Origin of the sequence: Aureibaculum algae (assembly GCF_006065315.1) — a bacterium.
In the GTDB taxonomy this organism is placed as follows: Bacteria; Bacteroidota; Bacteroidia; order Flavobacteriales; family Flavobacteriaceae; genus Aureibaculum; species Aureibaculum algae.
This window is the reverse complement of the sequence record NZ_CP040749.1, coordinates 4,329,868-4,345,700: the sequence shown is the minus strand read 5'-3', so window position 1 is coordinate 4,345,700 and position 15,833 is coordinate 4,329,868. Positions and strand designations below refer to the sequence as shown.

Sequence of the window (15,833 nt, the reverse complement as noted above, 5' to 3'; positions counted from 1 at the left end):
CATGTCAATCTTTTTTCGTGTTGGTAACCGCATTGAAAGCTCCTTTTTTGTTATGGAATTCTTTTACAGTGCTATTTATTTTATAAGTGATTTCTCCAACTTTGTTAGCAGAATAACGAAAAATCCATTCACTATTTCCGTTATAAAATAATGGTATCTCTTGTACGCCGTTAGCCGAAGTGACTGTGGCTGTAACTTGCTGCTCAAAAGGGTTTTCAACCGTTTTTTTTGTATGGAAACTAATGTCGTTAACTTGCCACTGTGTAATTTCTAATTTTTTAGGTGCTTTTACATAATCTATCGTTTTGATTTGAGCAGTGCTAACACTAACGATACAAAAAATGAGGAGTGATAAAACGTTATTTTTCATTAGTTTTGTTTTTTAAATGTTTTTTGGCAGTTTTTTTAATTCTTTTATAGAGATGTTTTTATAAAAGGCTTCAGCACCTTCTGATTGCAGCTGAATTTGCCCTTTGGTTACTGGTGTAAAACCATCTTCTGTTTTGCTTTGTGCCTGGTCTAAAATTAATACAACATGACCGTTTACAAAATGATAAGATTTTCCATTAAAACAGATAAGTTCTAAGGTATTCCATTCTCCATGTGGTTTTTCAAAATTTTCACTTCGAATACATCTATACATTTTATCTCCTTGGCCATCTCCTAAAAGAACTATTTTCCCTTTTGGATCATATTGATAAAAACCACTTTCTAATTTTGTTGCATGAATGTTATTTACGCCTCCGGCAAGACCATAATAATCTCCCATATCTTTTTCTTGAATTTGAAATTCTTGGGATTGTTTCCAAACATTCCAAAATGCGCCATGCTCACCAATACAATGATATAATATACCATTATCACGTTGTAAATTTAGTCGAGGTTCCCATTTTTTTTCACCCCATTTAAATTGCAATTTCAAATGATAATTCTCATAAATTTTTTTAGAGGTTAATGCGCCATAAATTTCGCCAGAAATATGTAAAATGGTTTCTCCATCTATGTTTTCTGTTGAAAATACTTTTAGCGGATCATTGTTTAAACCAAGCGGTGTTCCTTTCATACCGTCACCTTTTGGCGCATCATCTAATTTCTCAATGGAGGTGTGTGGTACACCAATAAAGAGCTCCCATTGGCTTAAATTTTTATCTAATAAAGGTTTCCAATCTTTGTTTTGAGCAGTAATTGAAACTCCTTTCAAAAGAAATAATAAAGCAATTAGCAGGCTTGTTTTTTTAAGATGTATTCTTGGTTTTTTCATGGGATTAGTTATTTTTAGGTTTAAAGCTATTTCTAATAAATAGAAATAATTATTAGTGTACTTTTTTTAGAATAAAACCATTTAGCCAAATATCTTTACTAGACTCACTATCCTGAAATTCAATACTAACAGGATCTATTCCGTTTGAAGAAAAGGTCGATACTATACTTAAAGGTTTTCTTTCGCCTGTATTATCATGCAAATAATAATCTACGATATGATCATTAGATGTTCGTGAAAAATTTCCATTTACGTCGGTAATTGTGACTTTAATAGTATTCGTCATTTTAGCATCATTTCTTCTTGTATGATGAAAAGATTCTAATTGGTAATTCCCTTTAGGTAAATTAGAAATAGTCATTTTTAACACCCCTTCTTCTATATACAAACCATCGGTGCCCACAAAACTTAAATCGCCTAGCATGGCGGTATCTCCCAACCAATTAATTTTGTTTGTAGCACTGAATTCTACGGTAGCGTTATAATCTTTAAGCGCATATGTTAAGTCATTGTCTGAAGTCCCAGTCCATTCTTGCCATTCAAATTGTACCAATTGCTTTACGCCACCGATGTCTATTTTTTCTATAGGAAAGTCATAAATAGCTTTTGCATTTGCAGCGATTTCATCCTCAAAGAAAGCTTTGGTATTTAAGGTAATAGTACTACTTTTTAACCCTTTTGATTTTGCGGTTACAACAATTTTTCCGGCGGTTTCTTTTCCTTTAATGTATATGGTAGCAACTCCGTTATAAGCTCTTGCCGGATTTACATCTATTTTACCATTGTCAATCAACGTTCCTTCTCCAGAAATGGAAAAAGTAATTTTATTATCCGCATTTGTTACCACTTCTCCGTTTTTATCTACGATATAAGCATGAAGCATTCGTAAATCTGAACCTCCGGCAAACAAAGAGTTATCTGTATTTCTTAGTTTTAATTCGATATGATTCGGTTCTAATTCTTTGGTCCGTGTAAATTCTGTTATTTTTTCTCCATTAGAATAGCCAATAGCTTTTATTGTGCCGTCCGTCCAATTATATCTAAAGGTAAACGAAGGATGTTTTAAATTTGATTTCGTTAGTTCATTATCTGGTAATTGTTTTGCGATAAGTACATTGTTATGGTACAATGCTATTTCTTGACAATTGCTGAATACCAAAACTTTACCCTCTTTTGAAGCGGTTTCATCTGCAATATGAACTATTGGTTTAGCAACTAATTCCGATTGATACCAATAATATACGGGTTTCGGAACTCGATAAGCGGATAAAATGCCATAAGTTGTCATATAATCTCTACTCCATCTGCTATCAATAATATTAGGTTGAAGATGATTGTAATCTGCGCCTAGCCAAGCAATAGCAGCGAAATTATTTTTATTTCCTTTATATCTAGAGATATGAAATTGATTTACTTCACTATTTGGAGAGCTTCCGTGTTCCATGACCATGGTAAAAGCACTTTCAGGAAATTCGCTTCTACGATAATCCATGGTGGCATGAACATCTGTAACACCTTCATTTTTAACGCCATTCCAGGGGCTTGAAGCCGATGCGGTCAAACGAAATGGGTCTTCTTCTTTGGCAACATACTGCATTCTTGGCACAGGTCCGCGATGGTTAATTCCTGCGCCCCAAAATACAATAGAAGGATGGTTTCTATGATTTCTAATCATGCTGCGTGTTGCTGCTTCTAATTTTGAAAACCACACAGCGTCTCCCCATTCTATCCAAGTAGAAGGTTCTTCATATACTATAATGCCTAGTTCATCACATGCTTGAATAAAAGCATCGTCTTGTGTATAATGGGATAATCTAATAATATTTATACCTGCTTTTTTGTACTGTAATGCTTCTTGGTAATGAAAGGAGTTAGGTACAGCATCTCCAATAATTGGATAGTTTTGATGCCGATTAGCACCAATTAAAAATATAGGTTCTCCGTTTAGAACAAAACCTTTTCCTTTTTCCAAAGAAAATTTTCTAAAACCAAACGTGTTTTCTACAAAATCTACAGCTTTATCATCTTCATAGATAATAGAATTTATTCTATATAGATAAGGAGTATCTGGTGACCAAAGATGGTAGTCTTCTTCTATGCCGCTAGTTTGTCGAAAAGTATAGTTGGTATTTGGCAATATACTTATGGTATCCATTAATTTTTTTAATACATAACCCTCGGCATTGATAATGTTCGTTTCAATAGTACAATTTTTCGCTTCTGAGTTTTCGTTTTTTACCGTAGTTTTTATAGAAACGGTTCCGTTATTTTTATTAACAGTTGGGGTAGTAATATGAACTCCCGCATCAAAATCTTCCCAGTTGTAAGTAACGTGCAGTTTATTTGTTGTTACTAGATAAAGATCTCGATAGAGACCTCCAAATTTCACATAATCTGTACGATGTGGATCAGGAGCGATGGTTTCATCATAACTATTATCTGCTTTTATGGCAATGGTATTTTTCTGTCCGAAATTTACATAATTGGTAATGTCAAAATCAAACGGAACGTAGCCATTGATGGCGTAATTGCCTACTTTTTTTCCATTAACCCAAAGTTCGGTAGCATTGTGAACTCCTTCAAATTCTAAAAACACTTTTTGAGAAGAATTTGCTTTTATGTTTATCGTTTTGCGATACCAACCAATATCTCGTAAATATTCTTTTTGAATCCAAGATTCTTTAACGCTATCCATTTCATAGCTAAAGAGTTGCATAGTATGTGGTATAGCAACTTTCTCCCATGAAGTATCATCAAAATCAATTGCTCCAGGATTGGTTTCTGGCTGACTTAAGTGGAATTTCCAACCTAAATTTAGGTTGATTTTGGTGCGATCCGTACTGGGAAAGCCAACAGGTAAATTTGAGGTTTGTGCCTTGAGACCGAAAATAAAAAAAGACAAAACGATTGGTAAAAGTATTTTAGACATGACCGAGATTTTATTTTTTAAAAATACTATACTAAAACAATATCTCTTAATACAGTTGATTTTATAAACGTAACAAATGGTTAAAAATAGATTACAGTTATAGGTAGATATAGTTTTTAAGTTTAATTACAAAGGCTCTAGTTTAATTGAGCGATAATATTGTGACTTAAATTGCTGAAACGGGCTCTCATTAATCTATACGAAGAAAATCCGATTGTTCCCTTTAGGGTCAGGGTAAAAATAATCGAATTTCGGCAATTTGCTTACCCCGACCCTAAAAGGTGACAAATTGCCGAAAATTCAATATTTAATCATTATAGCAAATCTAAGTTAGGGCTAGTATTACAAAAATACCTAAAGTACATTGATTTTAATACCATTAATATACTCAGTTTCAATTCGTTTAATCATGGTTGCCAGACATTTCAATAAAAAGTGCGATTTTAACTTGAATTTATAATCCTTTATTACGAATCGATATCTACACTAGGAGGTTAAAATCTTATTTGTTTTTTAAAAAAAAGCACCCTTTTCTGTTCAAAAATCATATAGATTATACATGAATTAGGTAATAATTCTATTTTAATAATGTGACATATGGTTAGTTTTTGAATACATATGGTGTTTTGAGGTCTTTATAATAGCCAATCGTAAATTGGTTAACCAAAAGAAAATCAGCATTTTATGTTTGTTTTTATAATGTATTTAGAGGTGTTGTTCAGTTTTTATCTAGTTGAGAAAAGTTAATGTGATGTTAATATAGTGCTACTATGGGTTAATTTTGAATAATTCTTTGTGATTATGTTAAAAGACCTTGCAAGAAGTTTTTTATCCATTAATAATAGGCAAACTTACTTATAATCAAAACTTAAATTTATGAAACACATGAAAAAACGATTACTGAGTCGAAAGCTTTTCGTTAGCTTTATTCTCTTTACTTTTATCTCTTTATCAGGATATGCGCAAAGCATTATCACAGGTAAAGTTTTAGACGACACAAACTTGGCACTTCCAGGAGTAAGTATTTTAGTTAAAGGTACCTCAAAGGGTACCACAACCGATTTTGACGGAGAGTATAGCTTAGAAGCGTCGCCAGACGATGTACTAATTTTCTCTTTTCTTGGTTTTAAAACGCAAGAAATACTTGTAGGAAGTCAAACAACTATTGATGTTCAGTTGGTTAGCGATTCGCAAGCTCTAGATGAAGTAGTTGTAGTGGGTTATGGTTCCGTAAAGAAAAGTGATGTTGTAGGATCTGTATCACAGGTTACAGCAAAATCTTTCGAAGATCAGCCGTTAACGCGAGCAGAGGATGCCTTGCAAGGTCGAGCAGCAGGTGTTGCTGTTTCAAAGTCAAGTGGTCAGCCAGGTGCAGCAATAAAAGTAAGAATTCGGGGTGTTAACTCTATTAATGGAAATAACAATCCGTTAGTAGTTGTCGATGGGGTAATCGGTGGAGATTTAAGTACTATTAACCCTAGTGATATCGCTTCGATGGATGTATTAAAAGATGCTTCGGCAACTGCTATTTATGGATCTAGAGGCTCTAACGGGGTAATTTTAATTACAACAAAAAAGGGTAGAGGAAAAAGTAAAATTAACGCAGAATATTTTATGTCTTTCGATAACGTACCTGAATATTTACCAACATTGGGTGCTGCAGATTTTGCGAAGATTGAAAATTCGAGATTGATTAGAGTAGGTGGTAATCCGATTTTTACAGATCAAGAAATTGCAGGTTTTGAACAAAATGGTGGTACTAATTATCAAAAAGCTTTTTTTCGACAAGGTATGACCCAAAATGCACAATTGTCAGCTAGTGGTTCTGAAGGAAAGATAAGCTACTTTTTATCTGGTAACTATGTAAATCAAGAGGGACTTGTTATTGAAACAGGCTATGAAAGATTTTCTATTCGTAGCAATGTGGATGCAGAGATTAATGACAAGTTAAAAGTAGGCTTGAATGTTTTCGCTGTCAGAGCTACAACAATAAATAATATTGATGGCTTTAGAAGTTTTCAAGGTAGTGAAGTAGTTAAGGCTTTGGGTTGGGATCCAACCACACCTATCTTTAATGCAGAGGGAGGATATAACACATTTTCATCAAAAGGTATTGCTTCATTAAATTACAACCCAATTGCTAACATGAATGGAAGTAAATTAGAATTTATTGAAGATAGATTGAATATTAATGTAAATCTTAACTATGAGATTATAGATGGTCTTTCTTATGGGCTAGTAGTTGGAGCTTCTGCGGTTAATAATACTAGTGAGAATTATGTTATAGATTTTACCGCTCCAGATGCTTCTTATAACGGAAGTAAAACAACAGGATACCAAGTAAGTAATATTTTAACTTGGGCAAAGACTTTTGGTAAGCATAATATTACTGCAACAGGGGTATATGAATTTTCAGATTTTGAGAATAGAAGTAATGGTTATAGTGCGCAAGACTTAGCAGTGCCAAATGGTTTTTATTTGGGAGAGTTAGCTGGCGGACAATCTATTTTCAACGGTTATAATAAATCGGCAATTCAATCTGTAATGGGAAGAGCTTCTTATGTTTATGATGAGAGCCTATATGTTACAGGAACCATTAGAATGGATCAATCTTCTAGATTTAGAAGTGATAAAAATACTGGATATTTTCCATCTGTTGCTTTAAAATATAGCTTAAAAAAAATGGATTTTATAAATAATGGAAATGTGTTGACTGATTTTGCGGTAAGAGCAGGTTGGGGTCAAGTGGGTAACCAAGATATAGCCCCATATAGTACCTACCCAAGTGTGAATGCAAATTCATCTTATCCTTTTGACGGTTCTACCAGATCTGCAGGGTCAAGCCCAGCGGGTTATGGTAACCCTGATTTAACTTGGGAAACTACGACGCAGCTTAATTTTGGTGTAGATTTAGCTTTTTGGAACGGGAGAGCTAATTTCTCTATGGATTTATACCAAAAGAATACAGAAGATTTGTTGTTAGATGTTCCTGTGCCAACTACTAATGGTGGTGGTTTTATAACACGAAATATTGGTGAAGTAGAAAACAGAGGAATTGATCTTACTTTGGGAGGTGGTATCATTCAAGGCGACAATTTTAATTGGGAGTCTAATTTTAGCTTTTCTTATGTAAAGAATGAAGTGGTTGACTTAGGTGGTGTAGAAAGTATTCAAGGTACTTTTGGTAGTACAGATGGGAAAAGTCAAACATGGAATATTATTCAAGTTGGAGAACCTATTGGTCAGTTTCAAGGCGCCACTTTCTTAGGAACTTGGAAGACAGCTGAAGCAACAGAGGCGGCTATATATGGTCGAATTCCAGGGGATGCAAAATATCAACGAGATACAGATGGAAATGTAATATTTAGTGCAATTGGTAATGGAACACCAACTACTTTTTGGGGTTTTAATAATACCTTGACCTATAAAAATTGGGATATGAATATATTCTTTCAAGGCGTTCATGGTTTTGATGTTTACAATACCGTTCAAGGTATGATTGTTGGAGCAACAGGTAACCAAAGAAGTTTTTTATCGGTTGAACAATTAAACCAATGGACACCAACAAATGAAACAGATATTCCGGCAGGAGGAGATAATATCAATGGTTCTACTAGATATGTTGAAGATGGAAGTTTTATTAGATTACAAAATTTGACCATAGGCTATACGCTTCGAGATTTAGGTTTTATCAATAGTCTTAAAATATATGCAGGAGGTCAAAATTTATTTATGATTACAGACTATACAGGGTATGATCCAGAGCATACTTCTAGACCAGCAGATAATGCAGGTAATGTGGATGTTGCGGCTGGTATAAATGCAGGTGCTTACCCAAATCCTAGAACATTTACGGTAGGTTTTAAACTTGGTTTTTAAATTAATTCAAAAAAGAAAAGATATGTATACAACAAATAGAAAGATAAAAAAAATGGGTGCAGCTAGAATTGTGTTCGCAATAGCAGTCGCTTTTTTCTTACATAGCTGTGCAGATTTGGATGAAGATCCAGCAATATCACAATTAGCTCCTGGTAAGTACACCTCTTTAGAAGAATTTAGCCTAGGTGTAACAGGTATTTATTCTCAATTAAGAAATGCTGCACAATGGACAACATTTAATGTGTTTGGTTGGGCTGGAGATGATATGACTACCCATATAGCATCCAATAAGGCAGATTTTAGAGAGTATGACCAAATGGTTCCGTCAGGAATAAATAACAGAACGGTAGGTAACTGGAGAGATGTTTATGCCATGATTAGAGCGGCAAATAATGTTATAGAGAGTTCGGTAGATATGGAGGTAACTGATACCCAAGCGTATGATAGATTGTTGGGTGAAGTTTACTTTTTGCGAGGAACGCTTTTCTTGCATATGGCAAGAATTCATGGGCGAATTCCTTTGCCATTAACCTCAGTTCCTGAAATAGATATTAAATTGGCTACTCAATTAGAAGTGTATCAACAAGTGGAATCAGATTTGTTGAAAGCAGAAGGTTTACTACCTGATATTTATCCAGGGGTTCAGCCTGGTGCTCCAAGACCAAACAAAGGAAGTGCAAAAGCAATACTTTCACGTTTGTATATGACTTGGGCAGGGTTTCCTGTAAAAGATAATTCTAAATATGGGGAGGCAGCAACAGTTGCGAAAGAAGTAATTGACAATAGTGGCTCTCATGGATTTGGATTATTAGAAGATCTTGAAGATTTATGGAAAGTTGATAATCGATTTAATAAAGAATCTGTATGGACGATAGCTTATAGCGATGCTTTAGGTCAAGCGAATAGAAAATATGGTATATTAGGTATGCCACCTGAAAATGGAGGCTGGGCAGAAACTTTTGGTGAAGTTCGGTTTTATGAAGACTTTCCTGAAGGACCAAGAAAAGAAGCTACCTATAGAACAGATATAGACTGGAAAGGTACTACTTCTTTGCAGTTTCCAATAATTAAAAAGGTTACTGGTCCGGTGGGTGATTTGAATTTATCAGCATGGTCAACCGATAGAAATGATTTTTATATGCGTTATGCGGAGGTATTATTGAATTATGCCGAGGCATCTGGTAGATCAGGTTCAGGTAGTGCTGATGCATGGGAAGCTTTAAATAAAATTAGAAGAAGAGCAGCAGGTAAACCTTTCAATACACCAGACCCAAGTGTAGATTTGACTTCTGGTGATTTAGGAGAATTGGCATTTACGGAAAGAAAATGGGAATTTGCTGGGGAGTATTTGAGATATGCAGATTTAGTGAGAATGGAGAAAGTTGAAGAAGCATTAAATAATGTAAGAAGAACGCCTCTTGATCCAAACATACCACTTAGAAATCCGTTACTGGGATCAACGTCTACTGATAATTATTTTGCTCCAATACCACAAGCAGAGATTTATCTGAACCCTAATTTAGACCCAAATAATTAGTAAAAATAGAGTTAATTTTGAGTTAATTTTTTTATGAAACGGTAAGGCTTTTAAAAGCCTTCCCGTTTGTTTTTATATGAAAATGGCTAACTTTTATGGAAAATGTATTAAATTTAGAAAACAATTTTTAAAAAATTACATATATTATGAGTTGTAAAAAAATGTCTTTTTTTCAAAGCTGTATTTTCATTTCTTTTTTCGTATTATTTTCATGTATAGATAAAAACAAAAAGCAGGAAATAGAAGAGAATGATTTACAGAAAAAAATGTTATTTACAAAGATAGCATCAAAAGAATCGGGTATTGAATTTAATAATAAAATGGTTGAAACCATTGATGCGAACTATTATCAATACATGTATGCTTATATTGGAGGAGGTGTAGCTTCCGCAGACTTTAATAATGATGGTTTTGTTGATTTGTTTTTTATTTCAAACACTTTTGATAACAAATTATACTTAAATAAAGGAGATTTTAAGTTTGAAGATATTACCAAAAATTCTGGTATTGAGAAAAGAGAAGGTTTTGATTCAGGGGTAACTGTGGCCGATGTAAACCAAGATGGATTTTTAGATATTTATATCGTTCGAGGAGGTTCAAATTCGGATAATAAAAAATTCGCTAATATGTTGTACATCAACAATGGCGACTTGACGTTTACAGAAAAAGCAGCTGAATTTGGTCTAGCCGATGAAAACAGAGGTATTCAAGCGACTTTTTTTGATTATGATAATGACGGTGATTTAGATGTATATATTTCTAACACACCTGATATGACTAGAAAAATGGAAGTTTTAGATTTAATAGCAGTACAAACTAGTCCAGAAACTATTGCAGCAAAAGGTAGCGATAAATTGTATCAAAATGATGGTAATGGTCATTTTAAAGATGTATCAATTAAAGCTGGAATAATGCCTGATTTGGGTTTTGGTTTAAATCCACAAGTGGGCGATTTAAACAATGATGGCTGGTTAGATGTGTATGTTTGCAATGACTTTAATATGCCAGATTTTGTGTATATCAATAATCAAGACGGCACCTTTACTGAAAGTAGAAATAAAACGGTTAAACATATGTCTTTTAACAGTATGGGAGGTGATATGGCAGATATAAACAACGATGGTTTAGAAGATGTACTTACGTTAGATATGAATCCACAAGATTATGTGCGATCAAAAACAACAATGGGCATGACTTCTATACCCATGTTTGAGCAAATGGTAGCTAGTAATTATCATTACCAGTATATGCATAACATGCTTCAATTAAATAATGGAAATGGCACATTTAGTGAAATTTCACAATTGGCAGGCATTGGTAATACCGATTGGAGTTGGTCGCTTCTTTCAGCAGATTTTGATTTAGATGGTTATACAGATATTTATGTTACCAATGGTGTTTTTAGAGATGTTATTGATAAAGATAAAAACAATGAAATACTAGCAATTCTAAAAAAAAACAATAGAAAACCAACTAAAGAAGATTTTCTTAAGTTTTCGCAAATGTTGCCACAACAGAAATTGGTCAATTATTTTTTTAAGAATAATGGAGACTTAACATTTGAAGATACTTCCACAAAATGGACTGATTCTATTCCAACATTTTCAAATGGGGCAATTTATGCCGATTTAGATAATGATGGAGATTTGGATATAGTCGTGAATAATATTAACGAAAATGCCACTGTTTTAAAAAATAACGCCATTGAAAAAGGTCTTGGTAATTATTTACAGATTTCATGTAACGGACCTTCAGAAAATACTTTTGGCAATGGAGTATTTTTTAAGTTGTATTTAGAAGATAAAACAATTCAAACAAGACAATTGATCAATTCAAGAGGGTTTTTATCTTCGGTTTCGAACAAAGTTCATTTCGGATTAAAAAAAGAGGATGTTATTGAAAAGTTAGAAGTTATTTGGCTAGATGGTAAAAAACAAATTCTTCCCAAAGTTAAAACGAATCAAGTGCTTCAAATTAATTATGAAGATGCTAAAATTCAAGAAATTGTACCAGTACAAAATGAGACCTTAGTGACCGAAATTCCATTTGACTTTAAACATATAGATCCATATTATAATGATTTTGAAACGCAAATTTTATTGCCGCATAAATTATCCCAAACAGGTCCTGCTGTGGCAAAAGAAGATATAAATAATGATGGTTTTGATGATATTTACTTGGGAGGAGGTCATAATCAGGTTGGGCAATTATTGCTAAGTCAAAAAGATGGTAGTTTTCAAGTTAAACCAATTTCTGCTTTTGAAGCAGATAAACAAGCAGAAGACGTTGGCGCCTTATTTTTTGATGCAGATAATGATGGAGATCAAGATTTGTATGTTGTAAGCGGAAGTTATGAGTTTTCTAAAACTGTAGAATTATTACAAGATAGGTTGTACCTAAATCAAGGAAGCGGAAACTTTATAAAGGCAAATGGAAGTTTACCAGAAATGACAACAGCGGGTTCTATTGTAAAAGCTTGTGATTATGACCAAGATGGAGATCTTGACTTGTTTGTTGGCGGAAGAGTGATTCCAAATAAATACCCATATGCACCTACTAGTTATTTGCTTCATAATGATCAAGGTAAATTCAGTAATGTAACAGCTACAACAGCACCAGAATTAGAGCAAATCGGTATGGTTACCGATGCTGTTTGGGCTGATATGAATAAAGATGAAAAATTAGATTTGGTGGTTACTGGTGAATGGATGGGAATTCAAGTGTTTTTAAATCAGGACAATAAATTGATAAAAAGTGTTAGTTTTAAAACTCTTGCTGAAACCACAGGTTGGTGGAATAAATTACATGTTGCCGATATTGATAAGGACGGAGATCAAGACATTATTGCTGGTAATCTTGGCTTGAATTATAAATTCCATGCTTCTAAAGAAAAGCCCTTTCAAATTTATACTAAAGATTTTGATTTTAACGGAGTTGAAGATATTATGCTTGCCAAATATGTTGATGACAAAGAAGTTCCTATTCGAGGTAAAGGGTGTACGGCGCAGCAAATGCCACACTTGGCAAATAAAATAAAATCGTATGGAGATTTTGCTAATAGAGATTTGGTAGGAATTCTAGGGGAAGGTGTTAAAAGTGCCCTTCACTTTTCTGTAAATGAATTCCGATCGGGAATTTTTAGAAATGATGGTAACGGTAACTTTAGTTTTGAATCTTTTTCGAATGAACTACAGAAATCTCCAATAAATGGAATTATTTATGCTGATTTTAATCACGATAACAAAATGGATTTACTGTTTGTTGGAAATAACTTTCAGTCAGAAGTGGAAACTACAAGAGCTGATGCTGGAATTGGATCTTTATTAGTAGGAAATTCTAACCATAGTTTTAGTTTTTTGTCTAACCAAGATTCGGGCTTCTTTGCTCCAAAAGATACAAGAAATATGCTGGAGTTAAAAAGCGCTTTAGGCAACCTAGTTTTAGTCATAAATAATAATAGTAAACATCAAATGTTCAAAGTGAATTGACATTTTTTGCTAAATTTTAATATGATAAAGAGGCTGTCTTAAAAGTTGATTTTTACCTAATCAACAAGCGACTTAGGGAGCTTAGCTATCTGTCAGGATTTTACTCAAAGTGATATTCTAAAGATTGCCTCATTACGAAAAAGCTTGATTCCAAATGACGGTTTTATTCATTTTCTAGCGAGATTTGGCACTTTTAAATTTTTTACTACAAGATATGATTCAATTAAAGTAACAAAAGTTTGTGTACCTAGCATAGTTGTAAGAGTTTATTTAATTTCGGTAGATAGTAATTTTTAATAAAGTTGACGATGACTAAATTAACGCTTTCCAAAATCTCAATTTTGTTTATTTTTCTAGTTCATATAACTACGAATAACATATTCTCACAACAAAAAACGAATGTAGTTATTGTTATTTCAGACGATCAAGGTTATGGAGATATTGCTGCTCTCGGGAATCCTTATTTGCACACTCCGAATCTAGATAAGCTACACGATAAAAGTACATGCTTTACCAATTTTCATGTAAGTCCCACATGTTCTCCAACAAGGGGAGCATTATTAACCGGACATTATTCCAATAGAACAGGAGCTTGGCATACCATTGCTGGTCGATCTATTATGTACGCTGACGAAGTAACCATGGCAGATATTTTTAAGAGCAATGGCTATGCAACCGGACTTTTTGGAAAATGGCATTTAGGCGATAACTACCCTTATCGTCCACAGGATAGAGGATTTGAAGAAGTCATAACGCATGGTGGAGGTGGCGTACAACAGCAATCCGATTATTGGGATAATGATTATTTTGATGATACGTACCTAAAAAATGGAAAACCAACAAAGTTTGAAGGGTACTGTACCGATATTTGGTTTGATAATGCCAAAAAGTTTATGTTAGATAAACAAAAAGCTGGTAAACCATTTCTTTGTTATATTTCGACTAATGCCGCTCATTCTCCGCTATTTGTAGCTGATAAATATACACAACGCTATAAAGACAATCCTAAAATTCCAAATGCGGCCTTTTATGGTATGATTGAAAATATTGATGAAAATATAGGAAAGTTAAAAGACTTTCTAACTTCTAACCATTTAGAAGAAAATACCTTGCTTATTTTTTTAACAGATAATGGTGGAGCAGATGGAATGTCGTTTAAAAACGGAGAATTAGTAAAAGGATATAATGCAGGTATGTCTGGTAGAAAAGGAAGTCCGTTAGAAGGTGGTCATCGTGTGCCGCTTTTTATGCAGTATAAAGGAGGGCAATTGAAAAAAGTAAATGAGATAGAAGCGCTTACCGCACATATTGATCTCTTACCAACTTTAATAGACTTATTGCATTTAAAAAAGCCAAAATCTGCACATTTTGATGGTGTCAGCTTGATTCCTTTATTAAACGGTAACCAGAAGAATTTTGAAAATAGAATTATTGTAACAGATTCACAGCGGGAAGAAGTTGCTCAAAAATGGCAAATGTCGGCTACCATGATGGGAGATTGGAGATTGATAGATGGAGATAAGTTGTATAATATTAATAGCGATCCTGCTCAAAAAACAAATGTTGCAACACAATTTCCTGAAATTAAACAGCAATTGAGAACGGGTTATGATACCTGGTGGAAAAGTTTACAACCAGCTTTAAAGAAAACAGCGTATATTCCTATTTGTTCAAAAGAAAGTCCGAAAACCACCTTATTTATCCATGATGCACATCCCGATGATGAGAAGCAAGAAATGCCTTGGAATCAAATTCTACAAAGAGAAGGTGTGGTGTACAATGGTTATCATACCATTGAAATTTTAGAAGATGCTACCTACACTTTTGCGCTTGCTCGTTGGCCGGAAGAAATCCCTGCAAAGATAACCGAGGGTATTACAAAAAGAGAAGCCATTCCAAATACTACTGTTTTTGAGTTTCCCGCTGCTGCAGCTTTACCAATTGTAAATGCAGGAATTTTAATTGGTAATCAACAAAAAGAATTAAAAGTGGATGCTACTATGAAAAAAGCTAGTATCAGCATTAAGCTAAAAAAAGGAAAATACAAATTTAAATCTTGGTTTGAAACAATAGATGGAAAGCAGTTCAATGCTAATTATGTATATGTTACAAAACAATAATAACTCTAAAACATGAAAAAAACACCTGACTTCCGCACATTTTTAGATTTTCCATTCTGCAAGGATCTAATATGTTGTAGTTCAATACTTTAATATTTTTAATTTTTCTATTTTGGGTGTTAAATTTATTTTTTACCTTCGTTTTGATGTTTATTCGTAGGTTAAAACATAATAAAGGATACACTTATATTCAGGTTGTGGATAAATCCACTGGCAAGTACAAGGTTTTAAAAAGTTTTGGCTCTTATAAAACATCTGGACAGGAAACAGAATTGATAAAGATCGCCGAAAACTGGATTAATGAGCACACGGGATCAAAAGAGCTTTTAGGATTAGCAAAACAGATTTAAAAGTTCGCCCTATATATCATCGTTTACAGCGTAGAATAGAAGCGCATATTTGTTTGAATTTTGTAGCTTATAAGGTTTATAAAGAGTTGGAAAGAATACTTAAAAAACGAAAAACCGATTTATCAGCAGAAAAAGTAATTGATATTTTACAAAGTATATTCCAATTAGAAGTATATAATCCACAACAAAATGAGTACATCAAAAAAACCTTGATACTAACAGATGAACACAAAACTATTGCTAAAATTTTTCATTTTTGATTTTGGGTG

8 protein-coding genes and 1 pseudogene are annotated in these 15,833 nt (G+C 33.6%); 6 read left to right on the top strand and 3 right to left on the bottom strand.

Annotated elements, in window-relative coordinates; translation table 11 throughout:
- Positions 1-4: 4 nt before the first annotated feature.
- The 3 genes from FF125_RS22160 to FF125_RS18455 are packed head-to-tail and all read right to left on the bottom strand — an operon-like array spanning position 5 to position 4,190.
- Entirely contained in the window at positions 5-370 is a 366-nt protein-coding gene (locus FF125_RS22160) for a DUF5060 domain-containing protein (RefSeq protein WP_250629623.1), read from the bottom strand.
- 12 nt (positions 371-382) lie between these two features.
- Positions 383-1,261: a 3-keto-disaccharide hydrolase gene (locus FF125_RS18460; RefSeq protein WP_138951260.1), complete on the bottom strand. Its 879-nt coding sequence runs from the start codon at positions 1,259-1,261 to the stop codon at positions 383-385.
- A gap of 52 nt (positions 1,262-1,313) precedes the next feature.
- On the bottom strand, positions 1,314-4,190 hold the full coding sequence (locus FF125_RS18455) for a glycoside hydrolase family 2 protein (protein ID WP_138951258.1): 2,877 nt from the start codon (positions 4,188-4,190) through the stop codon (positions 1,314-1,316).
- 876 nt (positions 4,191-5,066) lie between these two features.
- Between FF125_RS18455 and FF125_RS18450 the strand changes: the two genes are divergently transcribed.
- From FF125_RS18450 to FF125_RS22380, 6 genes and pseudogenes are all read left to right on the top strand, one after another.
- Positions 5,067-8,069: a SusC/RagA family TonB-linked outer membrane protein gene (locus FF125_RS18450; protein ID WP_138951256.1), complete on the top strand. Its 3,003-nt coding sequence runs from the start codon at positions 5,067-5,069 to the stop codon at positions 8,067-8,069.
- Positions 8,070-8,091: 22 nt separating this feature from the next.
- Entirely contained in the window at positions 8,092-9,606 is a 1,515-nt protein-coding gene (locus FF125_RS18445) for a RagB/SusD family nutrient uptake outer membrane protein (RefSeq protein ID WP_138951254.1), read from the top strand.
- Positions 9,607-9,752: 146 nt separating this feature from the next.
- A complete protein-coding gene (locus FF125_RS18440) occupies positions 9,753-13,094 on the top strand; it encodes a VCBS repeat-containing protein (RefSeq protein WP_138951252.1) in 3,342 nt (1,113 codons plus the stop codon).
- A gap of 308 nt (positions 13,095-13,402) precedes the next feature.
- Positions 13,403-15,214 carry an arylsulfatase gene (locus FF125_RS18435; RefSeq protein ID WP_138951250.1) on the top strand — a complete coding sequence of 604 codons (1,812 nt, stop codon included), beginning with the start codon at positions 13,403-13,405 and terminating at the stop codon, positions 15,212-15,214.
- Between the two features lie 197 nt (positions 15,215-15,411).
- Positions 15,412-15,564, top strand: coding sequence for a hypothetical protein (locus FF125_RS21995; RefSeq protein ID WP_175418960.1), 153 nt, complete (start codon positions 15,412-15,414; stop codon positions 15,562-15,564).
- Positions 15,528-15,699, top strand: a pseudogene (locus FF125_RS22380) (IS1634 family transposase); the annotation flags it as partial. The gene FF125_RS21995 and the pseudogene FF125_RS22380, both read left to right, overlap by 37 nt.
- Positions 15,700-15,833: the final 134 nt, after the last annotated feature.